The organism is Marinobacter persicus (genome assembly GCF_002934325.1).
Taxonomy (GTDB): domain Bacteria; phylum Pseudomonadota; class Gammaproteobacteria; order Pseudomonadales; family Oleiphilaceae; genus Marinobacter; species Marinobacter persicus_A.
In genome coordinates this window covers 65,058-90,950 of sequence record NZ_PTIV01000007.1, presented here as the reverse complement: position 1 = coordinate 90,950, position 25,893 = coordinate 65,058, and the positions used below count along the sequence as shown (strand labels likewise).

Annotated in this window: 26 protein-coding genes; 25 read left to right on the top strand and 1 reads right to left on the bottom strand. The window is 57.4% G+C overall.

The features are described from left to right. Positions 1-38: 38 nt before the first annotated feature. The 6 genes from rpmJ to rplQ all read left to right on the top strand — a co-directional run bounded on the left by rpmJ (position 39) and on the right by rplQ (position 3,163). Entirely contained in the window at positions 39-152 is a 114-nt protein-coding gene (rpmJ, locus tag BY454_RS05960; RefSeq protein WP_004580765.1) for a 50S ribosomal protein L36, read from the top strand. A gap of 140 nt (positions 153-292) precedes the next feature. Then, positions 293-649: a 30S ribosomal protein S13 gene (gene rpsM, locus BY454_RS05955; protein WP_091706121.1), complete on the top strand. Its 357-nt coding sequence runs from the start codon at positions 293-295 to the stop codon at positions 647-649. A 13-nt stretch (positions 650-662) separates the two neighbouring features. Then, positions 663-1,052, top strand: a complete 390-nt coding sequence (rpsK, locus tag BY454_RS05950; protein ID WP_091706120.1) for a 30S ribosomal protein S11 — start codon at positions 663-665, stop codon at positions 1,050-1,052. An 18-nt stretch (positions 1,053-1,070) separates the two neighbouring features. Next, positions 1,071-1,691: a 30S ribosomal protein S4 gene (rpsD, locus tag BY454_RS05945; RefSeq protein WP_091706118.1), complete on the top strand. Its 621-nt coding sequence runs from the start codon at positions 1,071-1,073 to the stop codon at positions 1,689-1,691. Between the two features lie 35 nt (positions 1,692-1,726). Beyond that, positions 1,727-2,731 carry a DNA-directed RNA polymerase subunit alpha gene (locus tag BY454_RS05940; protein ID WP_104416850.1) on the top strand — a complete coding sequence of 335 codons (1,005 nt, stop codon included), beginning with the start codon at positions 1,727-1,729 and terminating at the stop codon, positions 2,729-2,731. A 33-nt stretch (positions 2,732-2,764) separates the two neighbouring features. After that, on the top strand, positions 2,765-3,163 hold the full coding sequence (gene rplQ, locus BY454_RS05935; protein ID WP_104416851.1) for a 50S ribosomal protein L17: 399 nt from the start codon (positions 2,765-2,767) through the stop codon (positions 3,161-3,163). A 108-nt stretch (positions 3,164-3,271) separates the two neighbouring features. On the opposite strand, the gene uvrA is transcribed toward rplQ, so the two are convergent. Continuing rightward, positions 3,272-6,097: an excinuclease ABC subunit UvrA gene (gene uvrA, locus BY454_RS05930; RefSeq protein ID WP_104416852.1), complete on the bottom strand. Its 2,826-nt coding sequence runs from the start codon at positions 6,095-6,097 to the stop codon at positions 3,272-3,274. A 176-nt stretch (positions 6,098-6,273) separates the two neighbouring features. Here uvrA and BY454_RS05925 point away from each other — a divergent pair, with 176 nt between their 5' ends. The 19 genes from BY454_RS05925 to BY454_RS05835 all read left to right on the top strand — a co-directional run bounded on the left by BY454_RS05925 (position 6,274) and on the right by BY454_RS05835 (position 25,823). Beyond that, positions 6,274-7,644 (top strand): MFS transporter, encoded by a 1,371-nt coding sequence (locus BY454_RS05925; RefSeq protein ID WP_104416872.1) that lies wholly within the window; start codon positions 6,274-6,276, stop codon positions 7,642-7,644. A gap of 57 nt (positions 7,645-7,701) precedes the next feature. Further along, a complete protein-coding gene (gene ssb / locus BY454_RS05920; RefSeq protein WP_104416853.1) occupies positions 7,702-8,235 on the top strand; it encodes a single-stranded DNA-binding protein in 534 nt (177 codons plus the stop codon). A gap of 207 nt (positions 8,236-8,442) precedes the next feature. Beyond that, a complete protein-coding gene (locus tag BY454_RS05915; protein WP_258075577.1) occupies positions 8,443-9,378 on the top strand; it encodes a biogenesis protein MshI in 936 nt (311 codons plus the stop codon). Further along, positions 9,375-9,998, top strand: a complete 624-nt coding sequence (locus BY454_RS05910; RefSeq protein ID WP_104416854.1) for a PilN domain-containing protein — start codon at positions 9,375-9,377, stop codon at positions 9,996-9,998. Before BY454_RS05915 ends, BY454_RS05910 begins: the two co-directional genes overlap by 4 nt. Further along, positions 9,991-10,680, top strand: a complete 690-nt coding sequence (locus BY454_RS05905) for a type II secretion system protein GspM (RefSeq protein WP_104416855.1) — start codon at positions 9,991-9,993, stop codon at positions 10,678-10,680. Before BY454_RS05910 ends, BY454_RS05905 begins: the two co-directional genes overlap by 8 nt. A 1-nt stretch (position 10,681) precedes the next feature. After that, positions 10,682-11,011: a hypothetical protein gene (locus BY454_RS05900; protein WP_258075576.1), complete on the top strand. Its 330-nt coding sequence runs from the start codon at positions 10,682-10,684 to the stop codon at positions 11,009-11,011. A gap of 17 nt (positions 11,012-11,028) precedes the next feature. Then, the gene (gene mshL / locus BY454_RS05895) at positions 11,029-12,732 is read left to right on the top strand and encodes a pilus (MSHA type) biogenesis protein MshL (protein WP_104416875.1); all 1,704 of its coding nucleotides are present in this window, start codon (positions 11,029-11,031) and stop codon (positions 12,730-12,732) included. Then, positions 12,732-13,571 (top strand): ExeA family protein, encoded by an 840-nt coding sequence (locus BY454_RS05890; RefSeq protein ID WP_104416856.1) that lies wholly within the window; start codon positions 12,732-12,734, stop codon positions 13,569-13,571. The genes mshL and BY454_RS05890 overlap by 1 nt, the downstream gene beginning before the upstream one ends. Next, entirely contained in the window at positions 13,568-14,692 is a 1,125-nt protein-coding gene (locus tag BY454_RS05885; RefSeq protein ID WP_104416857.1) for an MSHA biogenesis protein MshN, read from the top strand. The genes BY454_RS05890 and BY454_RS05885 overlap by 4 nt, the downstream gene beginning before the upstream one ends. Then, the gene (locus tag BY454_RS05880) at positions 14,689-16,455 is read left to right on the top strand and encodes a GspE/PulE family protein (RefSeq protein WP_104416858.1); all 1,767 of its coding nucleotides are present in this window, start codon (positions 14,689-14,691) and stop codon (positions 16,453-16,455) included. The genes BY454_RS05885 and BY454_RS05880 overlap by 4 nt, the downstream gene beginning before the upstream one ends. Then, positions 16,455-17,684 carry a type II secretion system F family protein gene (locus tag BY454_RS05875; protein WP_104416859.1) on the top strand — a complete coding sequence of 410 codons (1,230 nt, stop codon included), beginning with the start codon at positions 16,455-16,457 and terminating at the stop codon, positions 17,682-17,684. Before BY454_RS05880 ends, BY454_RS05875 begins: the two co-directional genes overlap by 1 nt. A 6-nt stretch (positions 17,685-17,690) precedes the next feature. Continuing rightward, a complete protein-coding gene (locus BY454_RS05870; RefSeq protein WP_104416860.1) occupies positions 17,691-18,227 on the top strand; it encodes a hypothetical protein in 537 nt (178 codons plus the stop codon). A gap of 49 nt (positions 18,228-18,276) precedes the next feature. Continuing rightward, positions 18,277-18,795 carry a prepilin-type N-terminal cleavage/methylation domain-containing protein gene (locus tag BY454_RS05865; RefSeq protein WP_104416861.1) on the top strand — a complete coding sequence of 173 codons (519 nt, stop codon included), beginning with the start codon at positions 18,277-18,279 and terminating at the stop codon, positions 18,793-18,795. Between the two features lie 35 nt (positions 18,796-18,830). Then, positions 18,831-19,316 (top strand): type II secretion system protein, encoded by a 486-nt coding sequence (locus tag BY454_RS17130; protein ID WP_104416862.1) that lies wholly within the window; start codon positions 18,831-18,833, stop codon positions 19,314-19,316. Positions 19,317-19,349: 33 nt separating this feature from the next. Next, positions 19,350-19,850 (top strand): pilus assembly FimT family protein, encoded by a 501-nt coding sequence (locus tag BY454_RS05855; RefSeq protein ID WP_258075575.1) that lies wholly within the window; start codon positions 19,350-19,352, stop codon positions 19,848-19,850. Next, entirely contained in the window at positions 19,828-20,370 is a 543-nt protein-coding gene (locus BY454_RS05850) for a type IV pilus modification PilV family protein (RefSeq protein WP_146082691.1), read from the top strand. The genes BY454_RS05855 and BY454_RS05850 overlap by 23 nt, the downstream gene beginning before the upstream one ends. Beyond that, complete coding sequence (locus BY454_RS05845; RefSeq protein ID WP_104416863.1) at positions 20,370-21,179, top strand: type II secretion system protein; 810 nt, start codon at positions 20,370-20,372, stop codon at positions 21,177-21,179. The genes BY454_RS05850 and BY454_RS05845 overlap by 1 nt, the downstream gene beginning before the upstream one ends. Next, positions 21,169-21,564 carry a pilus assembly PilX family protein gene (locus BY454_RS05840; protein WP_104416864.1) on the top strand — a complete coding sequence of 132 codons (396 nt, stop codon included), beginning with the start codon at positions 21,169-21,171 and terminating at the stop codon, positions 21,562-21,564. Before BY454_RS05845 ends, BY454_RS05840 begins: the two co-directional genes overlap by 11 nt. Continuing rightward, positions 21,561-25,823 (top strand): DUF6701 domain-containing protein, encoded by a 4,263-nt coding sequence (locus BY454_RS05835; RefSeq protein ID WP_104416865.1) that lies wholly within the window; start codon positions 21,561-21,563, stop codon positions 25,821-25,823. Before BY454_RS05840 ends, BY454_RS05835 begins: the two co-directional genes overlap by 4 nt. Positions 25,824-25,893: the final 70 nt, after the last annotated feature.

The window sequence follows — 25,893 nt, the reverse complement described above, 5'->3', positions numbered from 1 at the left end:
AACGGCGGTAGTCGTTCCCTGAGAAACTGGAGTCGACAATGAAAGTACGCGCTTCGGTAAAGAAAATTTGCCGTAACTGCAAAGTAATTCGTCGCAATGGCTCAGTTCGAGTCATTTGCACGGAGCCTCGTCACAAGCAGCGCCAGGGCTGATTCAGCGGATCAAACCTGACATTGTTACAGGGGTTCGGAATAGTGGCGCTTGACTCGGAGCCGGGTCAAGCGCTATTATTTCGCGCCCTTTTTGTGGCGGAAAATTCACACAGCAAAGCTTTGAACGCGGAGTAATTTGGATGGCACGTATAGCCGGTGTCAATATACCCGACAACAAACATGCTGTTATCTCGCTGACCTACATCTTTGGTGTTGGCAAGACAACAGCCCAGAAGCTTTGCGATGCAACCGGCGTCAAGCCGGACGTCAAGGTCAAAGACCTTAGCGACGAGCAGCTTGAATCCCTTCGTACCGAAGTGGGCAAGTTTATCGTTGAAGGCGATCTGCGTCGTGAAGTACAGATGAACATCAAGCGTTTGAAGGATCTCGGATGCCACCGTGGTCTGCGTCATCGTCATGGCCTTCCGGTCCGTGGCCAGCGCACCAAGACCAACGCCCGCACCCGGAAAGGTCCTCGCAAACCGATTCGCAAGTAACAGGTAGGCAAACATGGCAAAGCCAGGTACACGTACCCGTAAAAAGGTGAAAAAGACGGTTGTTGATGGCGTCGCGCACGTACACGCGTCCTTCAACAACACTATCGTGACCATTTCGGACCGTCAGGGCAACGTCCTGTCCTGGGCCACTTCTGGTGGTTCCGGTTTCCGCGGCTCACGTAAGAGTACACCTTTTGCTGCGCAGGTAGCAGCTGAAAGAGCCGGTAATGCGGCTGCTGAATACGGCCTTAAAAACCTGGACGTAGAGGTTAAGGGTCCTGGGCCCGGACGTGAATCTGCAGTTCGCGCGCTGAACGCGTGTGGCTACAAGATCACCAACATCACAGATGTGACGCCGATTCCCCATAACGGCTGTCGTCCGCCCAAGAAGCGCCGCGTCTAACACAGGAGACAGTGAAATATGGCTCGTTATATAGGCCCGAAGTGCAAGCTGTCTCGTCGTGAAGGGACAGATCTTTTTCTGAAGAGCGGCGTACGCGCGCTCGACTCCAAGTGCAAAATCGAGACTCCGCCGGGTATGCACGGCGCGCGTCGCGGTCGTCTGTCCGAGTACGGCGTACAGCTTCGTGAAAAACAGAAAGTTCGTCGTATTTACGGTGTGCTCGAAAAGCAATTCCGTAACTACTACAAAGAAGCGGCCCGTCTGAAGGGTGCAACAGGCGAAAACCTGCTGCAGCTGTTGGAAGGTCGTCTGGATAACGTTGTATATCGCATGGGCTTTGGTTCTACCCGTGCGGAAGCTCGTCAGCTCGTCTCTCACAAGGCGATCCTGGTTAACGATAAGTCGGTAAACATCGCCTCTTATCAGGTTAAGCCGGGTGACGTTGTGAGCGTGCGTGAAAAGGCCAAGAACCAGCTGCGCGTTAAAGGCGCTCTGGACCTGGCTGCAAGCCGCGCACCGGTAAGCTGGGTAGAGGTTGACGCCAACAAGATGTCCGGCGTTTACAAGTCAGTTCCTGAGCGTACTGAACTGCCTGCCGACATCAACGAGAACCTCATCGTCGAGCTTTACTCCAAGTAAAGCCCAGTTAGCAACGATAGCAGATAGGGGCGTCTATGCAGCGTTCAGTACATGAGTTATTGACACCTCGTACCATTGACGTGAAAGAATCCAGCGCGAATCGCGCCAAGGTTGTCCTGGAACCGCTCGAGCGCGGTTTCGGTCACACCCTGGGCAGCGCGCTGCGCCGGATTCTCTTGTCCTCGATGCCGGGCTGCGCCATTACTGAAGCGCAGATCGACGGTGTCCTGCACGAGTACAGCGCCATTGAAGGTGTCCAGGAAGACGTTATTGAGATTCTTCTGAATCTCAAGGGCGTCGCCGTGAAAATGAACGGCCGGGACGATGCCGAGCTTACGCTCAGCAAAAAGGGCCCGGGCGTTGTGACCGCCGGCGATATCGAGCTGGACCACGATGTTGAAATCGCCAACCCGGATCACGTGATCTGTCATCTCAGTGAAAACGGCGAAGTGAACATGCGCTTGCGTGTGGCTCGCGGCCGTGGTTATGAGCCGGCTGATCAGCGCGGTCTGGAAGAAGACGAGACTCGTGCCATCGGACGCTTGCAGCTTGATGCCACATTCAGCCCGGTTCGCCGTGTTGCTTATGCGGTGGAAAGCGCCCGGGTTGAGCAGCGCACAGACCTGGACAAGCTGGTGATTGACCTGGAGTCCAATGGGACGATTGACCCGGAAGAAGCAATTCGTCGGGCGGCGACCATTCTCCAGCAGCAGCTGGCAGTGTTCGTGGATCTGGATCATGAGAAAGAGCCGGAACGCGTAGAGGAAGAGGAAGAAGTTGATCCGATCCTGCTGCGTCCGGTTGACGATCTGGAATTGACTGTGCGTTCAGCTAACTGCTTGAAGGCTGAAAACATTTACTACATCGGCGATCTGATCCAGCGCACTGAAGTGGAGCTGCTGAAGACGCCCAACCTTGGCAAAAAGTCGCTGACCGAGATCAAGGACGTTCTGGCGTCCCGTGGTCTGTCCCTGGGTATGCGTCTTGATAACTGGCCGCCGGCAAGCCTTCGTGGTGACGACCGGGTTTTGGGCGGTTAATCGCCGATTAGTTTAAGGTAAGGAATCAGAGCAATGCGTCATCGTAAGAGTGGTCGTAAGTTCAACAGGACCAGTGCGCATCGCAAGGCCATGTTCCGTAACATGACTGCGTCACTGGTTGAGCACGAGCTGATCAAAACGACTCTCCCGAAAGCCAAAGAGCTGCGTCGGGTAGCAGAGCCGCTGATCACGCTCGCAAAGCAAGATTCGGTTGCGAATCGTCGTCTGGCGTTCTCTCGCCTGCGTAACGATGCTGCCGTGGCCAAGCTCTTTGAAGAGCTGGGTCCGCGTTACAGCGAGCGTCCGGGTGGTTATCTCCGTGTCCTGAAGTGCGGTTTCCGTGCCGGCGACAATGCCCCGATGGCATTCGTTGAGCTGGTCGGTCGCCCGCTGGACATCGAAGCGGAAGAGGTGGACGAAGACGAGGATTAATTTCCGCGGCTTTGGCCAACCACAAAAAAACCGGGTTCCGTCAGGTTCCCGGTTTTTTTGTGTCTGGGTTCTGGGAAATCCTTCGCCGACAAGCTCTTCATTTCCCGTCTATAACTTTTCTAGCATGGGCTGCAAGTATCGGCCTGTGTGGGACGCGGGGTTCTTGGCAACGTCTTCCGGCGTGCCCTCAGCAATAATCTGCCCGCCCCCCGAACCGCCTTCAGGGCCCAGGTCGACAATCCAGTCGGCGGTCTTGATCACGTCCAGGTTGTGTTCGATCACGACCACGGTATTGCCATGGTCCCGCAACCGTTGCAGTACGTTGAGCAATTGCTGGATGTCGTAGAAGTGCAAGCCGGTGGTTGGCTCGTCCAGGATATACAGTGTCTTGCCGGTATCGCGCTTGGACAACTCCTTCGCCAGTTTCACTCGCTGAGCTTCCCCGCCGGAGAGTGTGACGGCGCTCTGTCCCAGTCGAATGTAGGACAGCCCCACGTCCATTAGTGTCTGGAGCTTCCTGGCCAGGAAAGGCACGGCGTCAAAGAACTCCCGGCCTTCTTCCACGGTCATGTCCAGGACTTCGTGGATGTTCTTGCCCTTGTAACGCACTTCCAGTGTTTCCCGGTTATAGCGTTTGCCCTTGCAGACATCGCAGGGCACGTAGATGTCGGGCAGGAAGTGCATTTCCACTTTTATGACGCCGTCGCCCTGGCAGGCCTCGCAGCGGCCTCCTTTCACGTTGAAGGAGAAGCGCCCCGGTTTGTAGCCACGGGAGCGGGCCTCCTGCGTACCGGCGAAGAGCTCCCGGATGGGAGTGAACAAGCCGGTGTAGGTCGCCGGGTTGGAGCGAGGTGTTCGCCCAATGGGGCTCTGGTCGATATCAATGACCTTGTCCAGATGATCAAGGCCCTTGAGATGCCCGTAAGGCGAGTGATTTAGGGTTGTAGCCTTGTTGAGCCTCGTGGCCGCGACCGGGTAAAGCGTGCTGTTGATCAGCGTTGACTTGCCAGACCCGGAGACCCCGGTGATGCAGGTCATGATGCCCAGCGGCAGAGTCAGGGTGACATCCTGCAGGTTGTTGCCGGTGGCGCCGGACAGCACGAGGGATTTGCCGTTCCCCTTCTGTCGGGTCGGCGGTATGGCGATCGATTTTTCCCCGCTCAGGTATTGCCCGGTCAATGACTGGGGGTTGGCAATGATGTCGTCTGGCGTCCCCTTGGCGACAATTTCTCCGCCATGAACCCCGGCTCCGGGGCCGATGTCGATGACATAATCGGCGGCGCGAATGGCGTCTTCGTCGTGCTCCACGACGATCACGGTATTGCCCAGGTCCCGCAAGTGGGTCAGCGTGGCAAGCAGGCGGTCGTTGTCGCGCTGATGCAGCCCGATCGATGGTTCGTCGAGAATGTACATCACGCCAACGAGGCCCGCGCCAATCTGGCTGGCCAGTCGAATGCGCTGGGCCTCACCCCCGGAAAGGGTGTCGGCGCTACGTTCCAGGGTGAGGTACTGAAGGCCAACATTCACCAGGAACTGCAGCCGTTGGCGCACCTCTTTGAGAATTTTCTCGGCAATTTCACCCTTGCGCCCTGGCAGGCTCAGCTGGCTGAAATAGTCATGGGCGTCGCCGACTGGCAGGTGCGAAATGTCCGGCAGGTTTCGGTCTTCGATAAACACGTGCCGGGCGGCGGTCCGAAGCCGTGAGCCGCCGCAGGACTGGCACGGCTGGGTACTCAGGTTGCGCGCCAGGTCCTCGCGCAGGCTTTGGGATTCGGTTTCCCGGTAACGGCGTTCCAGATTCGGGAGGATGCCTTCAAACGGGTGCGACTTCTCCATGATATGGCCACGGGAATTCACGTACCGGAATGGAATTTCTTCGTCGCCGGAGCCGTGAAGCAGGGTGTTTTGAAAGTCTTCGGGTAATTCTTCCCAGGGTGTTTCCAGGTCCTGGCCGTAATATTCCGCGACACTGTTCAGTAGCTGGAAATAATACACCGCCCGGCGATCCCATCCCTTGATGGCGCCGGCTGCCAGCGTGGCTTCCGGGTTCTGGATGATCTTCTCCGGGTCGAAAAATTGTCGTACGCCCAGGCCATCGCAGGTGGGGCACGCCCCGGCCGGGTTGTTGAACGAGAACAGCCGGGGCTCCAGTTCGCTGAGGGAATAACCGCACTGGGTACAGGCGTAGCGGGCGGAGAACGTATGTTCTTCACCTTCACCGGTCATGGGAGCGACCAGTGCAATGCCATCGGTCATTTCCAGCGCGGTCTCAAAGCTCTCTGCCAGCCGCTGTTCAAGGCCTTCCTTTACCTTGAAACGGTCCACCACCACATCAATGTGATGCTTCTTCTTTTTATCCAGGGCGGGGATGTCGTCAATGTCGTAGACGGTGCCGTCAACCCGGAGCCGGATAAAGCCCTGGCTGCGCATGGTGTCGATCACCTGGTGGTGCTCACCCTTGCGGTCCCGGATAACCGGCGCCAGGATCATCAGCTTGCTGCCCTCGGGCATGGCCAGTACCTGGTCCACCATCTGGCTGACAGTCTGCGCTTCCAGGGGTTGCCCGTGGTCCGGGCAGCGGGGCTCGCCTGCGCGGGCAAACAGCAGACGCAGGTAATCATAAATTTCCGTAATGGTACCGACGGTGGAGCGGGGGTTGTGGGAAGTGGACTTCTGCTCGATCGAAATCGCGGGCGACAGCCCCTCGATATGATCCACATCCGGCTTTTCCATCATCGAAAGGAACTGACGGGCGTAGGTGGACAGGGATTCCACGTAGCGTCGCTGGCCCTCGGCGTAGAGCGTGTCGAACGCCAGGGAGGACTTGCCGGAGCCGGACAGGCCGGTAATCACAATGAGCTTGTCCCTTGGCATATCCAGGTCGAAATTTTTCAGGTTATGGGTGCGTGCGCCCTTGATCTGGATATGGTCCATACAACCTCTCTTGAAGAAAAAACAATCATTATATCGTGTTCCCCCCGCCCCAGCGAAGGCGGTAAAAACGCGGACCCGGCATTTAGACCGTCAAGTCCCGAATGCGGGGTGCTTCTGTTACAATGCGCGACCTGCGACCGATGGTCGTTCCATTCATCCATGCCGCACGGGACAAGATGAACGCGCTTGAAAAACGCTCAGTAATGGCTCTGGCTTCGGTGTACGCCATGCGTATGCTCGGCCTGTTTATGGTGATGCCGGTATTTGTACTGTTGGGCAGCGACCTGACGGGTGCAACGCCGTTGCTGATAGGCCTTGCGATAGGCGCCTATGGTTTCAGCCAGGCTGTGTTACAGGTGCCTTTCGGTCTGTTGTCAGATCGAGTGGGGCGAAAGCGCATGATCTACATCGGCCTGATTCTGTTTGCGGCCGGTAGTCTGCTCGCCGGAGCCTCGGATTCCATATACGGTGTTATCGCCGGACGGATTCTTCAAGGGGCGGGCGCGATAGCCAGTGTGCTGATGGCCTTGCTCAGTGACCTGACCCGGGAAGAGCACCGGACCAAGGCCATGGCCACCGTGGGAATCTCCATTGGCTTGTCATTCTCGGTGTCCCTGGTGCTTGGACCCATGCTGGGATCGGTCTGGGGCTTGTCCGGCATTTTCTACCTGACTGCGGTGTTGGCGTTGGTTGCGCTGGTGATCGTTGCCCGGCTGGTACCCAGGCCGCATGATCACAAGATCAGTGCCGACACGCACCCGGCGCGGGAAATGCTGGGGCGGGTGCTGAAAGATGGGCGTCTTCTGCGCCTGGATTTCGGTATTTTTGCTTTGCACTTTGTGTTGACGTCACTGTTCCTGGTGTTTCCAACCATGTTGCAGGACAAGCTCGGTCTGGCAGCGACCTCGCACTGGTGGTTTTACCTGACTGTGATGGTCACCTCTTTCTTCGCCATGGTGCCCTTTATCATCATTGGTGAGAAAAAGCGTAAAATGAAGCCGGTGCTATGTGGCGCCATTGCCTTATTGTCGATTTCCACCGCGTGCCTGGCGGTGGTGGGGCAAAGTCTGTGGGCAGCCTGGGGCGTGCTGTTCCTATTCTTTATGGCCTTCAACCTGCTTGAAGCCAGCTTGCCCTCGCTGATCAGTAAGGAAGCGCCCGCTGCCTGCAAGGGCACCGCCATGGGCGTGTATTCCACATCGCAGTTTACCGGCGCTTTCCTTGGGGGCACGCTGGGTGGCTTGCTGCTTCAGATGGCTGGCCTGGAAGGTGTGATCGGGCTGATGGTGATCAGCCTGGTGCTCTGGTTGCTGGTGGCGCTGACCATGCCGGTGCCACAGTACACCACAAGCCTGACTGTCCCGCTGCATGAGGTGGCCGCTGCCCGCTTTGACGAAATCGACGAGAATCTTCGAAATCTGGTGGGCGTTAAAGATGTGGTCATCGTGGAAGATGGAGCGGTGGCGTACCTGAAAGTCGACCGGCAGGATTTTAACCAAGATCAGCTTGCGCACCTGGACTTTGTGCGGCAGGGTAATAACTCTTAAACACGGGATGCGTGCACGGAAAGCAGGCATTCGGCAAACATAGATCAGGAGCAAACCATGGCACGAGGCGTAAACAAGGTCATTCTCATCGGTAACCTGGGACAGGACCCGGAAACACGGTACACCCCCAATGGCAATGCGGTTGTGAATCTGAACCTTGCCACCGATGAGAGCTATAAGGACCGACAAAGTGGGCAACTGGTGCCAAAGACCGAATGGCACCGCGTAGTCATGTTCGGCAAGATCGCCGAAGTGGCGGGGCAGTACCTGCGCAAGGGCTCCAAGGTTTACATCGAAGGTAAACTGCAAACCCGGAAGTGGCAGGGGCAGGACGGCCAGGACCGTTACACCACTGAAATCGTAGTGGATATCAACGGCCAGATGCAGATGCTGGACAGTCGTGGCGGTAGCGAAGGCGCGATGAATCAGGGGGCTCCCCAGGGGCGGCCACAGAATCAGCAGTACAACCAGCAGCCACCGCAGCAGCCCCAGTCCCAGTCTGGCGGTTATGGCGGCAACCCGCAGGGCCAGCAGCCTTCCGGCGGGATGCCGGAGCCGGTTGATGACTTCGACGACGATATCCCGTTCTAAGTCTGTCTTCCGCCTTGTAGAAAGCCCGTGCTCTGCGCGGGCTTTTTTGTAAAGGGTGTGCAAAATTCTGTGAAATCCGTCATAAAACGTGGAGTTGGACAGAGTTTTTCACTTATGATGTAACCTCATGTAAAAATTGGCGGATTTCCAAGCATTATTCCCTGACGTTGGTCCGGCAATGGCATTCCAAACAACACCAAGGAAGACATGGCCCTGATCCCTGGCATCAAGCCCCTACAGCGATTATTCCGGCGTGGTTCGTCAGTCTCCCGCCTTTGTCTGGAGGTTCGGCCCGATGGCATCGCCTGGGCGGTGTCGCCGGGGACGCCAGAGCAGGCAGCGGGATTTGCTGAGTGCCTGCCAGCCAAGCGCCAGCAAACCCTCGACGAACTCGTCGCCAGTCATGGCTGGGCAAGCGCCCCCACCACCCTGATTCTGCCCATTGAGCAATACCAGGTCTTCCAGGTGGAGCGGCCAGAAGGGGTCGAGGACTCGGAGCTGGCAGACGCCCTGAAGTGGAAGCTGAAAGACTTTCTTGATTTCAGCCCCACCGAGGCTGTCTCCGATGTGTTTGCTTTCCCCGAGGATGCCACCCGGGGCCGTGGGCCACTGGTGAACCTGGTGGCGGCCCGTAAATCCCTGGTTCAGGAGCTGGTTGCACTGGTAAACAACGCAGACCTGAAGCTCCAGCAAATTGATATCGCCGAGCTGGCATTGCGTAACTTTGCCGCCGGTCTGGATGCTGGTAATGTGGGCGTGGCCGTTGTCCATCTGCGGGACCGTTATGGTCAGATGGTGGTGTGTCGCGGCGAGACACTTTACCTTTCCCGCCGTCTGGAGCTGTCGTACGACGATCTTCTGGACGCCTCCAAGCAGGAGGAGGCCGTTCAGGCGCTGGCGCTGGAGATGCAGCGCTCCATGGATTACTTCGAAAGCCAACTGGGCCAGGCTCCCCCCGCCATTATCCGGCTGGTGGCGAGGGATTCCATGCTGCCGCTGACGTCCATGCTGGGGTCGTATATGGCGGCCGGTATTGATGCGCCGGACTGGTCGGCTTTTGCCCTGAATGAAGAACTTGATTCTCGCTGCCTATTGGCCTGGAGCGCAGGCCTGAACCTCTCTCCCGGGAGACGCAACGCATGAGGCAAACGGTCAACCTCTACACCGCCGAGCTGCGTCCCCGCAAACAGCATTTGAATGCCCGCTCTGCCCTGGTGTTGGTGGCCGTTGTGGTTGTCGCACTGGTGGGTGCCATGGCCTTTGGGCAATGGCAGAACCAACAGCTGCAGCAGCGGGCTGAAAGGATTGAGCGGCAAAACAGTCAGCTGCAGCAGGCCATTGATCGCATGGCGAAAGAGGTGGAGGCCCGTAAGCCGGACCCGGAACTGGAAAAGGCCCTGGCAAGAATTACCGATACCATATCCCGACGGCAGCGGTTGCTGGAACGAGTAGATAGCTTGGCCAGCAACAACGATTCTGGATTTGCCAGCCGCATGGCTGCGCTAGCCCGGCAGGTTCCCTCCCAGCTTTGGTTGACCGCGATTCGCTTGGAATCCTCTCCGCCCCGCCTCGGTCTGGAAGGGCGAACCCGAGTGCCTGAGCGTGTCCCGCTTTACCTGGAACAGCTGGGCTCCGAAGCTGTGTTTGCCGGCCAGACGTTCCGGGATTTCCTGTTAACTCGTCCAGACGATGAGGATGCCTCGGGAGAATGGGTCGCATTTCGCGTCGCCACTCATCCGAGTAAGGAGGCGGGTAATGACTAAATTCCAGCAGAGGTTCGAGGCCGGTGCGGTCTGGTTTAACGAGCGGCCGGTGCGGGAACGCGCCTTGATTATGGTGACGGCCTGTGTGCTGTTGTTCGTGATTGGCTGGGAATTGCTGGTGACACCGGTGTTGGCCGAGAAACAACAACTGAACAATCGCCTGCAGACACTCGCCACCACACGAGATAACCTTCTGGGCGAGCAGGAAACCCTGAGTGCCCAGCTGGCCAGTGATCCATCGGCTGAATTACGCAAACGCCTGCAGACCCGTCAGACCCGACTTGATCGCCTGGACCAGCAGATCAGTGAAACGACAAACCAATTGATCGCGCCACGGGATATGGTGGCACTGCTCCGGAACATGCTGGCAGCGCAGGAAGAGCTGACCCTGGAATCGCTGGTGCTGCGCACACCCGAGCCCGTCTATCAGGGTGAGCCGCCCACGGAATCCGAAAACACCGACGACAGTGAGGCCCCGGAGCCCCTGCTTTACGCCCACGATGTCGAGTTGACGGTTTCCGGTGGTTACCTTGCCGTCCTTCAATACCTGGAAAAGCTTGAAGCCATGGATGATCGTCTGGGATGGCTGCGGCTCAATTACGAAGCCGGTGAGTGGCCGGGAGGCCAGGCCCGGATCCGGGTCAGAACCCTGAGCCTTGAAGCCGCCTGGCTGGGAGTGTGATGTGTTGATAAGAACCTGTTTTCAATGGCTGTTGGTCGTTGCCTTGATGGCCAGTAGTCAGGCCAACGCCCTGCAGGACCCGACCCGGCCGCCAGAGGCCCGGCTGCCAAGCGTGCAGAAAGCACCAGTCCGGGATCTGGAGCTCGGTTCCATACTGCTGGGCAGTGCACGGCGGGTGGCGGTTATCGAAGGCGTGCCGATGCGCGAGGGGGAAATCCACAATGGCATCCGGGTTAAGCGTATTTACCGGCACAAGGTGGAAATTCTTGATCAGGGCCAGTTCAGGGTGCTCTACCCGAAAACCCTGCCGCAGGTGCGGAGAAGCCAATGACGGACAAACGGATCACGATGATTACAATCAGACCCCTGGTAGCTGTAGTGCTTGGGCTTACCCTGACCGCCTGCAGCAACAATCCGATGATGCGCACCACCAATGCCACCTCCACGGATGTGGCGGATCAGATTGACCAGTCCATGGCAGAGGCGGAACGGCAGGCGGTAAGCGGTCCGGCGGAGACCGCAAGCAACGCACCGACGCCAGCGGAGATCAGCAGCCAGTTGTTACCGCCTCTGCAGAGTCCGCAACTCCAGGACGAACGCTTTGATGTGAATGCCTCTGGCGTTCCCGCCGCCAGTTTTTTCGAGGCCCTGGTAGAAGGCACGCCCTATAACGTCGTGGTGCGCCCGAATGTGAGCACGGCTGTTGACCTGCGGCTGACGGACGTCACGGTGCCTGAGGTGATGGACATTGCGGCGGATCTCTATGGGCTGAACATCCGCAAGACCGGGCGCCTCTACCGGGTGGCGGCCAACGACGTCCAGACCCGCCTTTTTCCCATCGACTACCTGCATTTCAAGCGCAGCGGTAGCTCCGATACCCGGGTCAGTTCCGGGCAGGTCAGCAGCGCTCGCGGTAACGGTAACTCTGGAGGAGGCGGAAACTCGGGAACTGGCGGTAATAACCAGTCTGGCGATACCCGCAATCTGGTGGGGACCGCGATTTCAACCGAGACAGAATCCGATTTCTGGCAGGACATCACCCGCGCGCTGCAGATGATCGTATCGGCCGAGGACGGGCAGGTCGTGGTAAACGCCGGAGCTGGCCTGGTGATGGTGAGGGCCAGTACGGACCAGCTGGACATGGTGGAGGATTACCTGCGGCGCACCGAGCTGATCATGCAGAGGCAGGTGGTTCTGGAAGCCAAGATTCTGGAGGTGGAACTGAATGAGAGTTACCGGCAGGGTATTGACTGGTCAGATCTGAGGTCAGTGTCGTCGGGCTCCACTCCTACCAGCGTCGCCGGGGAACTGGTGGGGCAGGCTATTCGTACAGGTGACATTGGTGGCCTGTTTTCGGCAACGATCACAGAGGGCAATTTCAGTACAGTCATTGAGTTGCTGGGGCAGCAAGGGAATGTCCAGATCCTTTCCAGCCCCCGTATTTCCACCACCAATAACCAGAAAGCCGTGATCAAGGTCGGCACGGACGAGTTCTTTGTGACCGATATCGACTTTAACGACGACACCACGGCGGGCACGGGTACCGAGAACACGTCAACGTCCGTCGAGCTGACACCCTTTTTCTCGGGAATTTCCCTGGATGTTACCCCGCAGATTTCAAAAGAAGGAACCATCACTCTGCATGTTCATCCCGCCGTCAGTGAAGTGGAGGATCAGCAAAAACTGATCACTGTGGGTGAGCGGGACGTAACCCTGCCCCTGGCGCAAAGCACGGTCAGGGAGACAGACAGTGTCATCCGGGCCCAGAGCGGCCAGATTGTGGTGATCGGGGGGTTAATCCAGAATCGTAGCGAAGACAACAACGCCGCAGTGCCGTTTTTCAGTGACATTCCGCTGATGGGAGAGCTGTTCAAACAGCGTAATTACGAAAGTCGCAAGAGTGAACTGGTGATCCTGCTGCGCCCGATTGTTTCAACGCCGGGGCAGATGCAAGCGGACGTTCGTGCCACCCGCGAGCGCATGAGTGTGCTGCGCGAGTTGCTGAACTCGACCGAATCCGTCAAGCCTCAACCTGAAACTGCGCCACGCTGATGTACGAGAGCCATTTCGGATTACAGGAAGCGCCTTTTGCGCTTACACCCAACACCCGTTATTTCCTGCGGGCGCCCAGCCATTCCGAGTCCCTGGAATTGCTGTTGGTGGCGTTGCGCCAGCGTGAGGGCTTTATCAAGGTCACCGGCGAGGTGGGTACCGGCAAGACCCTGCTATGCCGGCTCCTGTTAAACGAACTGGATAAAGAAGCCTGTACCGCTTATATACCGAACCCGCATCTGCCGCCGGAAACGCTCTACGAAGCCGTAGCCGAAGAACTGGGCGTGGATGTGGCCCGTTGCGCCAATACCCACCAGACACTGAAGGCACTGAACCAGCGGCTGATTGATCTGGCCATGGAGCAGAAGCCGGTGGTGCTGGTGATTGATGAAGCCCAGGCCATGCCGGAGCAGACCATTGAAGCGCTTCGCCTTCTGACCAACCTGGAAACCGAAAGCACCCGCTTGCTGCAAGTGGTCCTGTTCGGCCAACCCGAACTGGATGTCGCGTTGGGCAAGGACAGCCTGCGTCAGCTCCGCCAGAGGATTACTTTCCAGACCCGGCTCTCACCGCTGACCAAAGATTCCGTCGGCCAGTACATTCGCCATCGCCTGACCCAGGCCGGGTATAACGGCGGCGAATTGTTTGCGCCTTCGGCGGTGAAAGTGATCTGGAAAGCTTCGGGCGGTATCCCGCGGCTGGTGAATGTATTGGCCCACAAATCCCTGCTCGCTGCCTGGGGTGGCGGGAATGCCCAGGTAAGCCGCAAGCACGCCATGCAGGCCGTTCGCGATACCGAAAGTGCGCGCCCGGTTGGGGTTATGGGAGGCCGGATATGAGCCTGCTGAACGATGCCCTGAAAGCCGCCGAGCAACGCCAGAATCGCCCTCAGGTGAGCCGCGCCTACACCGGCCAGGCGCAGGGGCAGCCGCCCCAACGTTCGAAAGCGCCCCTGCTGGCGGTCTTGCTGGCGGTGGTCCTGGCCGGTGTCGGTGTCGGCTGGTGGGTGATGGGCCAACCGTTGGCGGAGCCACCCCGGCAAGCCGCTGCCGAAGCTCCGGTGCCAACCGTACGGCCAGAGCCGGTGGTCGAAGTCCCGAAAGAAAAGCCGAAGGCTGCCGCCCCGCAGCCTGAGCCGGAACCCATTCAGCCGGTCGCGCAACTGACCAAGCCTGCGCCGGAACCTGAGGCAAAAACTCCGGAGCCAGTGGGAGTGAAGCAGGAAACCCAAGAAGCGGTTGCTCCAGAGCCAGAACCAGAGTCACCGAGACTGAACTCCGACCAGCCGGCAGAGCAGGTTGCTGACACGAAGTCGATATCGGTGACCAGTGATGCGGAAACCAAGCTCCAGGACAGAGCCCACAACCCGGTGAAACAGCCCCGTGAGACGCCCCAGGCGATTGACCGTCGGGCCAGCCGCGACCTTGAGCAGTTGCTGGCCCGTGGCCGGACGACCGAAGCGGAGCAGCGGCTGACTGAACTGACTGCCCGGCAACCAGCACCACAAAGCCGGGAAGTCTTCGCAAGACAAATGCTGGTCCAGCAGATGCCGGCCAGAGCCCTGGGCTGGCTACCGCAAAGCCTGGCGTCCGACCACGCCAATCTTCGTCTTCTGAGGGCCCGTGCCCAGTTGGAGCTGGGCAGCCTTAAGCAAGCCGTGGCCACGTTGCGCAGCCAGGTTCCAGCGGTAGACGCCTTCCCGGACTACCGGGTGACCCTGGCGACGTTATTGCAACAGGCGGGAGAGCCGGAAGCGGCGGCGGCCCATTGGTCGGAATTGATCGAATACCAGAATAACCAGCCGAGCTGGTGGTTTGGGCTGGCCATGGCACTGGACGCTGCCGGCCAGGCTAACAGTGCCGCCCGGGCCTATGTTCAGGCCGCGGCCATGCCCGGGCTGTCGGAACGGCTGGCCAGCTACGCCAAACAACGTATTCAGGCATTACAGGCAGGATCATGAGCGCGGAACCGAAGAAAAAAATCCGGATCGGTGACCTGCTGGTCCAGAACGACGTCATTACCGAAGACCAGCTGAAAACGGCCCTTCGGGAGCAGAAGAATACCGGCCGAAAGCTGGGCCGGACACTTGTCGAGCTGGGTTACGTTGAAGAAGACACTCTGCTTAACATCCTGTCTCGCCAGCTCAACGTTCCCTTTGTTCAATTGCGCCACTATCAGTTCAACAACGAGCTGGTAAAAAAGCTGCCGGAAGCCATGGCCCGGCGTTTCCGCGCCATTGTACTGGCCGAGCAGAACGGTGAACTGCTGGTGGGCATGGCTGACCCGTTGGATCTGGTGGGTTACGACGAATTGGTCCGGGTGCTCAAGCAGCCGGTCAAACAGGCGGTGGTCCGAGAAAGCGAACTGCTCAACACCCTGGATTTGGTTTACCGCCGGACCGATGAAATCGCCTCCCTGGCCGAAGAGCTGGAAGACGAACTGGACGACGACGCCTTTGACCTGGCGAACCTTTCGGCCGAAACGGAAAGCGCGGATGCCCCGGTCGTCAAGCTACTGCAGACGCTGTTTGAAGATGCGGTCCAGGCCCGCAGTTCGGATATCCATATAGAACCGGATGAGACGGTGGTGCGTATTCGCCAGCGCATCGATGGTGTGTTGCAGGAGCAGGTGATGAAGGAAAAGCGCGTGAATTCCGCGCTGGTCCTGCGCCTGAAACTGATGGCCGGCTTGAACATTTCCGAGAAACGCCTGCCTCAGGACGGTCGCTTCAACATCCGGGTGAAAGGGCGCAGCATCGATGTGCGGGTATCCACCATGCCGGTCCAGCATGGCGAGTCGGTGGTTATGCGTCTGCTGGATCAGAGCCAGGGTACGCTGAATCTGGAAAGCACCGGGATGCCCTCGCACCTGCTGGAGCGTTTTCGCAAGCTGATCAAACGGCCTCACGGCATGATCCTGGTGACCGGCCCCACCGGTAGTGGTAAAACCACCACGCTTTATGGTGCGTTGACCGAGCTGAACAAGCCGGAAGTGAAAATCATCACCGCCGAAGACCCGGTGGAATACCGCCTGCCGCGTATTACCCAGGTACAGGTAAACCCGAAAATCGGCCTGGAATTCGCCAGCGTGCTGCGTTCGGCTCTGCGCCAGGACCCGGATATCATTCTGGTGGGTGAGATGCGGGATCATGAGACCGTGGAAATCGGCCTGCGTGCCGCCATGACCGGCCACCTGGTGCTCTCCACCCTGCACACCAACGATTCCATCAGCAGTGCCATGCGCCTGATCGACATGGGTGCCGAGCCCTTCCTGGTGGCCAGCTCCCTGCTGGGTGTGGTGGCCCAGCGACTGGTACGCCGTGTTTGCGACAACTGCACGGAAACCTACGAACCCACGGAACAGGAGCTGATCTGGCTGCGTTCCTTCGACCTGGACCCGCTCGATATCGAAGCCGGATTCGTGCACGGCCGTGGTTGCTATCAGTGCAGCAACACAGGTTACCGGGGCCGGGTGGGCGTGTACGAGATGCTGGAAATGAATGAGGACATGCTCGATGCCCTGCGCCGAAAGGATGTCTCCGATTTCACCCGGGCTGCCCGCAAGAGCGAATTTTTCCGGCCGCTGGGTCAGTGCGCCATGGACTATGCCTTGCAGGGGGTGACCTCCTTGCAGGAAGTCAGTCGCGTAGCGGCCACCGCCGAAATGGGTGTTTCCCTGGAAGAGGATGAATTGAGCCGGGATGCCATAGGGGTGGATTCCTGATGCAATTCAGTTACCGGGGCAAGGACAGCCAGGGCGCTGTCCAGCAAGGTTCACTCAAGGCTGCTAGCCAGGAAGCGGCGGCCAGTGAACTGATGCGCCGGGGCATAACACCGCTGACCATCAAGGAAAGCCAGCAACAGCAGTCTGTTACCGAAAAGCTCAACAACATTCCGCTTTTCCAGAAGAATGTCACGCTGGATGAGCTGATTGTATTCTGCCGGCAAATGCACGCGCTGGCCAAAGCCGGTATACCGCTGATCCGCACCATGCGCGGGCTGGCGGAAACCACCCGCTCCCCGGTGCTGGCAGAGGTGCTGGACGACATCACCACCCGCCTGGAAGGCGGCACCACAATGGCGACCGCCATGCAGATGCACCCGAAAGTGTTTTCCGATCTGTTCATTGCCATGATCCATGTGGGCGAGAACACCGGCATGCTTGACGACGCTTTCAAACGGCTTTCGGAGATTCTGGAACTGGAACGGGATACCAAACGACGGGTAAAACAGGCCCTGCGCTATCCCACCTTTGTCATTATCGCGCTCTTCGCCGCCCTGATGGTGGTGAACTTTCTGGTAATCCCCAAGTTTGCTTCCGTATTCGACAAACTGGGCGCCGACCTGCCATTCCTCACGCAGGTATTGGTCGGGACCTCCAATTTTCTGCTTGGCTACTGGCACGTAATGTTGTTTGCCCTGGCCGCCGCCGGCATCCTGATTCGTCAGTGGAAAGAAACCGACAAGGGCCGTCGGGTGTGGGACCGCTACAAACTGAAAATCCCCATCATCGGCCCGCTGCTGGAGTTGATCATGCTCAGCCGCTTCGCCCGTAACTTTGCCACCATGCTGAGTGCCGGCATGCCAGTGACGAGTGCCCTCAGCGTGGTGGCCGATGCCACCGACAATGCCTGGATCAGCGACCACATCAAAGAAATGCGCCAGGGCATTGAGCGCGGGGAAAGCCTGCTGCGCACCGCCCGCAACAGCGGCATGTTCACCCCACTGATTTTGCAGATGATTGCCGTGGGCGAAGAGACCGGCTCGGTGGACGATATGCTTAACAACGTGTCGGACTTTTACGACGAAGACGTGGATTACGGCCTCAAGCGCCTGGCCGAATCCATAGAGCCAATCCTGATTGTGGCCATGGGTGTACTGGTGCTGATCCTGGCGCTGGGCGTATTCCTGCCCATCTGGGATCTGGGCGCCGCCGCCATGGGGCGGCAATAACCCGGTATGGCCAACCGAATCGGCCATATCGGGGCGGACTATCGTAGCCGGTTCCAGTTGGCGCTGGCGGTGTGCCTGCTGGGGTTCGCCGTTACCTACCTGTTCAGTTCACTGGAGCGGGTGACGGCCCAGGCCGAACAGCAGGGCGTGCGGCTGATGCTTAACCAGTTTCGCAGCGCCCTGGTGGTCAAAGGCGCCGAAGCCATGCTGGCCGATGAAAAACTGGAACCGCTGGCGGGCCTCAACCCGGTGCAGTTATTGGAGCGGCCTCCAATGAACTGGGGAGGTGATTGCCAGCGAACGAATGCGGAACCGGGGGGCTGGTGTTTCCACGAAGAGAAACAAGTGGTGGTTTACTTTCCTCGCTCACCCGACGCCAGGGCCACGATCACCGGCCAAGAGGGTGCCGGCACCGAGCCCCTGGCCTGGCGGGTGGAAGTAGACTACACCACCCCGGCCGGCAACAAACCGCCCCGGGCGGTTGGCCTGAAATTGACCCGTGTAAAATCTGGTCAAATTAACCTTGAGAACTATAGGGATTAACTTGAGGTTTGTGACACAATTCTCAAAGATATGAGGCTAAGGAGCTGTCATGCATACAGGTAAAAAGAACCGGGGTTTTACCCTGATCGAACTGGTGGTGGTGATTGCCATCCTGGCGATTCTGGCGGCGTTTGCCTTGCCGCGGTTTGCGCAGTTGTCGGAGGAGGCGCATCAGTCCAGTATCCGGGCAACTGCGGGAGCGCTGGCGGCGGGTGTGGCTCTGACTAAAACTCAGTGGGTGTCCAATGGCCAGACTGCAGCCACAGACGACGTTCAAGGTTTTGGTAATGACAATGTTGACGTGAGTGGAGATGGGTGGCCCACGGCAACCGGTGGCAGTAACGATGCAGATATGACAGCAGCCCCTTGCCAACAGGTTTGGTTAGGCGTTCTGCAATCGAATGCACCGACAATCAATGGAACAAACCCGGATTACGCTGTGACGACCCAGGCGGATGCAGACGGGGATCCGGGCAGTGACTGTGTCTTTACGTACCAGTCGGACGGACAGGGCAGTACCATTGTTTACGACGCCGACACCGGCGAAATCGAGACCACAATTAACTAAAAGCGCAAGCCATAACGGTAAAATGGAGCAATAACATGAAAGCGATGACAGCAAGAAAAGAAAAAGGCTTCACCCTGATCGAACTGGTCATGGTGATTGTGATCCTCGGTATCCTGGCGGCGTTTGCCTTGCCGCGTTTTGCGGACTTGGGGGGCGATGCTGAGCAGGCTGCAATTTCCGGAGCTCAGGGAGCGGTTAAATCTGCTACAGGAATTGCGCATGCCGCCTGGTTGGCTGGTGGCAGCACAGGCAACGTGACCCTTGAAGGCCAAACGATCAACATGGTGGGTGGCTATCCTCAGGCAGGGGGTACTTTAACGACTCCGGCTGTGGCGAATAATAACGGTATCGCTGCTGCTGCACAATTGTCTGCGGCTGACTTTACTCTTGCGTACGACAGCGCTGCTACACCGCCTACTCTTACGGTCTCGAATGATGGTTGTTCTTTTGTTTACACCGAGGCCGATACAACAACAACGCCGGTTACACCTGCCTCCACTGCAGCCGTTAATTGTCCTTAAGAAGGGGATGAATGGTTCTGTTTTGGAGAGCAGTTGGGCTTTAAAGGTGGGATAGTGGTCCGAGACTGTTACGGCTTCACCCTGATAGAGCTAATCACGGTCATCATTCTGATCGGCGTGCTCTCCGCACTCGGTATCGGGCTTTTTGCTAGAAGCTCCGCCTTCTCTCCCATGCTGGTCACCCAGCAACTTGCCTCCGCCACGCTGCTTGCCCAGCAGGCAGCGTTGGCGGGGCAACCAAATGCATCGGTTCGTATTGAACACCCCGCAGGTAGCGAGCCCGTCTTCAGGGCCCAGTTTGACCCAGATGGTCCGGGTTCGACTCCTCCCTTCATTCTCCAAGAATTCACTTTGCCGACAGGTGGCGTTTCCATAACCGTCAACGGCAATGCCACTCCCCAATCCATCGACTTTGACAAGTTAGGTCGACCAGCTGATCGTACTAACCGGGACATCAGCATTTCCGGTGATAGCAATTTCCAGGTCTGCGTCAGTTCCCTCGGAGCAGTCTATGGCGGGGTCTGCAGTGGTTAGCCTGGCGCGTGGGTGTGCTCGACAGGCCGGCGCAACTCTGGTTGAGCTGGTCATGACCATTGTGATCATCAGTATCGCCATTGCCGGCGTTGTTGGCGCCTTTGCCCTGATTGCGGGCCGCAGTGCGGATCCGTTGAACCAGAGTCGGGCGGTGGCCCTGTCGCAGCTTTACATGGATGAAATCCTGGCCCAGAAGTACGCTGACGGTTCACCACTGGGCGGAGGTGAGGCTGGCAGCAGTTCGGAGGCAGACTGCGGAAATATCGGATCGGATGACACCGAAACCCGCGCCACCTACGACGATGTTGATGACTACGACGAACTCAGCAGTGCCGCACCGGAGAACAATGAAGAAGCCCCATTGACAGGATACAGTGGTTTTTCGGTCTCGGTGTCCGTGGTTTGTGCCGGTACCGACGTTGGCTTTGCAAATGACTACGAAGCCAAGCGCATTGATATAACCATCACCGATCCCTCCGGCAATAATTACCTGTTCAGTGGCTATCGGGGGAATTTCTGATGGCTGGGCAGCGCGGATTCACCTTGATAGAGCTGGTAATGGTGATCATCCTGCTCGGCATTGTGGCCACCATATCCGTACAGTTTGTCGCCCTCTCCACTCGCGGTGCTATTGATGTTGGTGACCGCCAACAGCGAGCCTTGCAGGGTGTGGTGATCAGTGAGCAGATCACCCGCGAGATTCGGGAGGCTTTCCCCCTGACGGTACGTGAAAATGGTGAGTGCCTGGAGTGGCGTCCGGTCCTGGGCGCGACCGGCTATGAAAAACTGCCCACGGGACCGGATTTTGATCGAGTCGAAGTGCGGCCCTTTGGTGACCTTATACCAGAAGGCGCTCAGTTAATTGTTTATGGTTACGGCTCGCCCCGTGATGATCTATATGGCAGTGATGACCCGGGCCCGGTTTCTCCTCCCATCAACGAAGTTGACCCGTTGGATACCACCGTTACTTTTTTTGATAGCACAGAGTCGCATCGTTTTCGGGAGCGCTCCCCGGAAAAGCGAATCTATGCGGTGGGCAATCGTGTCAGTATCTGCCAGGGCCAGGGAGCCAATGACGAATGGCTCTACCGGTACTCTGATTACAGCCATGGCACAGACCAACCCACGGCCAGCGATCTGGCCGGTAAGAGCAGCCGAACCCGCGAAGTGATGAGTGCCAACCTGGTCTCGGGCAGCCTGGATTTGCGGGTCCAGCCGCCTTCCTTGAATCGCGGCGCGCTGGTCCATTTCGCCTTTGAACTGAGGGACCCGGACGGCGACGAAACAACCGAAGTAGGCCAGGAGGTGCAGATTCGAAATGTGCCTTGATCCAAGCTTCAGAAAGCAGACGGGCGCTGGCTTGCCCGTTGCGCTGTTCATCATTACCGTACTCGCATTGCTGGTAGTCGGGATGGCTCAACTGCAGGAAAGCTCTGGCCGCTCCATCAGCCTGCAGATACAGTCCCAGCGCGCGTTTTTTGCCGCCGAAAGTGGCGGGCAGGTCGGTGTGAAGAGGGTGCTGGCGGACCCCACTAATCCTCAGTGTTTTGCCAACGGTACCCTTAGTTTCCCGGATGCAGGTCTGTCAGGCTGTCGAGCTGTGATCCGTTGTACGGATATTACTGGGAATGGACTTTTTGAAGTGATCAGCGAAGGTCGTTGCGGTACTGGTCAGGAAGAGGCATCCAGGACAGTGGAGGTTCGTTTAAGATGATTTTTTTCGTTATCCCGTTTCTGATCTTCCTCACACTCCCTTCTTTGGCCGTCGCCGAGACAGCGTTTTTTGAAACGGGTTCGGTTACGGTCTCCGACTCGATTGACTCTGGTAACTGGGAAACAGTTACCTTGCGCGAGACCTACACCAACCCTGTCGTTATTGTGGGGCCAGTCACCCATAACAATGATCGGTCTCTTAGTGCCCGTGTCCGGGATGTAACGGCGTCCAGTTTCCAGGTTGGTTTCCAGAGTCCTTGTGAAAGTGAAGGGTATGACTGTAAACCTGCAGGGGGCTGGGCGGCCGAGGCAATACGTTATTGGGTTGTCGAAGAAGGCGTATGGGAATTTCCGGATGGGACCAGGCTGGAAGCGGGGAAGCTTGCAACCTCGGGTGTGCGCTCTTGGTGGAGCAATAACTGGGGCTTCGATACCGTCACTTTTCAGCAGTCTTTCAGTCAGCGCCCTGCCGTTCTACATTCGGTAAACAGTTTTAACGATTCGGACTGGATTACTTCGTCGGCCTGGGAGAGTGGCAACGATACAGGAAATCCCCCTGATACCAGTGGAATGACGCTTGCGTTGGAAGGAGCTGAGGCATTCTGGAATCATGGTTCAGAGGTGATTGGCTGGGTGGCAATAGAACCAGCCAGTGGCACAAATAATGGTCATTCGTATGTTGCTGGGCGACTTTCCAGCCGGGATGTTGATAGACACGATGATTCCTGTGATACCTACTCACTGACCGGGTTTGGGGCAATGCCTGATTTGGTTGCCAGCCATAACACCATGGCAGGTACTAATGGTGGCTGGCTCCGGTTTTGTGGTGGTGAGCTGTCGGCATCGGATTTTTCCGCTCATATAGACGAAGATCAGGTGAACGACTCGGAGCGGACGGGACTGGAAGAGGCCATTGGATGGTTCGCATTTGAGTCTGGAAGCTCTGGAATTTTAACCAGGCCAGATACCTTTTGCAGTGGGGTCAACGCAATATTTTGCGATGACTTTGATACTGGTACTCTCCTGGGCGACGGGTGGACGGTTAATGAATATGGGGACGGGCAGATTGATATTACTGGTGATACAAACAGCAGCCCTCCAGCTTCACTCTCAATCAATGGTGGTGAAGTAGTTATTACCTCTCCAGCTTTTGATTTGTCGGGAGCGACAACGGTAAGTCTTGATTATTGGTGGCGGAGAGGTGGAGATAGCTTCAGTGAATCACCGGACAATAACGAAGACTTATACATTCAATATTTGGATCGGTCGAATAACTGGAGGGATCTGGAAACTCTCGAGGGGCGTGGCCAAGAGGGTGAAGCAGGTCAGAGTAGCTTTGAGTTACCCTCAGGTGCCCTCCATTCCGGCTTCAGGTTTCGTTTCCTGCAGTGGAGAGGCAGCGGTAGCAATTACGATTACTGGCACATTGACGACGTGATTTTACAGAGTCGCTCGTTTACCTGTCAGCCCGAGAACTTTAACCGGACAGATTTGGGCGCCGATTGGGTAACAGACCGCTCCAGCGGCAGTTTCACCCCGCAGATCATCAATAACCGCCTTCGAATGACTGAAGATGTGGGCAATCAGGCGACAGCGGCAACTTATCAGCGAACATTCCCCGGGGCTGACAATTTAATCCAGGTGGAGTTCGACTACTACGCATACGGCGGTTCCGGTGCCGATGGCCTTGCCGTAGTGTTTTCGGATGCCTCAGTTACGCCGCAAGCCGGCGGATACGGCGGTTCCCTCGGGTATGCGCAGGAACCGGATGGCAGCGGTGGCTTTGCCGGAGGCTGGCTGGGGGTTGGCCTTGATGAATATGGCAACTTCGCGAATGATAACGAGGGCCGGCAAGGGGGGGATGGCTTTACGCCCGATGCCGTAACCATCCGGGGAGCTGCGCCGGATTATGCCTATATCGCGGACTCGGGAGAGTTGCAGAACGGCATTGATTCCAACAATGCCAACAATCCTTATCGATACAGGATTACCATTGATTCCAGGAACAATCGAACGCCTGAGTTAACCGTTGAGAGGCGGGGGCTTGGGACCGGTAATCAATTTGAACAGTTAATCCAGGAAACTTTGTCGGGCCAACCGCCGATTCCGGAAAATATGTTGTTGTCACTCACAGGTTCGACCGGTGCCTCGGACAATATCCATGAGCTAGACAACCTTCAGATCTGTGCCGACAAGATTGGTCCAGTGGAAAATCTGGTGGATCACTTCGAGATAGTACACAGCGGTACTGGCCTTACCTGCAGTCCCGAGGCAGTCACGATCCGAGCCTGCGATAATGCTGACTGCAGCCAACAGTTCCCGGATCCTGTTGAGGTAACCATGTCGCCATCTGGCTGGGTGGCTGGAGATACCTTCACGTTTACAGGAACTACGACGGCCGAATTGCGAGTTACCAGCCCCGGTACGGTAACTTTGGCGATACCGACGTCTGATCCTGGAACAAAGGCGTTCTCTGATACGCTCTGCGATAATGGCTCTGGACTCCTTTCAGCCAATAATTGCGATATGACTTTTTTCGATTCCGGGTTTGACATCTCTGTGCCGGATCATGTGTCGGATACATTGGTCCAGGCAACCATCGCAGCGGTGCGCAAGGATCCAGTAACTGAGCAATGCATACCAGGTTTTTCCAATGTCACTAAGCCTGTTTTTCTCTGGTCCGACTATGTAAATCCTTCCTCGGGGAGTCTGGACGTGTATGCAGATAGCACCGCGATTCCTGCATCCCAGGGTGGAACAACTTCCTTGGCCTTTGACGGCAATGGTGTGGCAACCGCTGATCTCCGTTATCCAGACGTAGGTCAAGTGCGGTTGAATGCCCGATACGAGGGGTCAGGGGATGATGCCGGTTTGGTAATGCTGGGTGATAGCACGTTCGTGGCTCGTCCGGATCATTTTGAATTGCAGATCCCCGGTAATCCGGCCGCCACTAATGTGCTGGATAATAATGATTTCGTGGCTGCCGGTGCAGACTTTGAAATCCATGTGTCCTCGATCAACGCCAGTGGAAATGTTACTCCCAACTTCGGGAAGGAGGTCACGCCGGAAACAGTGGACCTGACTGAAGCTCTGGTAGCCCCGTCGGGAGGCGATTTGCCGCCACTTACCGGTGCGTTCGGTAATTTCGGCGAAGACTGTAACGGTAATGCCTCCACCGCTGGAACTGCGTGTGGTCTTTTCCGGTGGCCAGAGGTTGGCATTATCAGCCTTATGCCGTCACTTGCCAGCGGCAGTTACCTGGCTACGGAGAATGTGCTGGGTAATGAAGAACCGTACGTCGGTCGTTTTATTCCGGACCGGTTCAAAGTCGTAGTGTCCGAGCCTGGCCAAGTGGCGCCATACTGTAGCGTGACCACAGCGTTTGCCTACATGGGGCAGGGCTTGAGTTGGAAAAACGGTTTGCAGCCGGCTTTGACCCTCGAGGCCCTGAGCGCCCCGTACGCCCCGAACGCCGGCGGCATCCCTACCCGTACCCGCACCCGTAATTACACATTGGGCGATTTTCAACGTCTGTCAGCAGCAAACCTTGATCCGAACCGCTCGCCGGGTAGTTCGGACGTTACCGCCGTTGACGTGGATGGTAATCCTTTCCCGGTGTCCACCAGCCTAAATGGTGGAAGCCTGTCGGTGCTGGATCCGGGTCGGTTGGAATACCGGTTTGCCCCGGATGATGAGGTTACCTATAGCAAGACGCCAAAAAGCCGCGTGCCTTCATTCACGCCGGATTATCGCATTGAATTAACTAATTTTTCAGACGCGGATGGGGTCTCATCGCCCCAGGTACCGGTAGCCATTGATCCAGTATTCGGGTTGGATATGAGGTATGGGCGTTTACAGATGGAAAATGCCTACGGGCCGGAAACCTCCGGTCTTGAGATTCCGTTCCAGGCTGAGTATTACACTTCCGGTGGTTTTGTGCTCAACGCGGCGGACGGATGCTGGGCCTACAATACGGCGGATGTTTCTCTGGACCAATCTGGCCTGAGTGGGGGAAGCACGTCAGTCACTTCCCTTTCGGATACGCTCAATGGAGGCGTGTCCCCGCCCGGAAGGGGGGTGTTGCTGGAGGCTCCTGGCGCGGAAAATCGAGGCGATGTGATCGCTACCTTCGCAGTGCCTTTGTGGCTTCAGGGCGACTTTAATGACGATGGTTCGCTGGAGGATCCCTCCGCCCGGGCTACGTTCGGCGTCTACCGAGGCAACGACCGCATCATCTACTGGCAGGAAGTATTGAACTAGAGATGCCGGTGAAGTTTGAGCGGTTATAAGGCGGGTGAGATATAAAGCATGTGCCAAAAATGGCAATCTT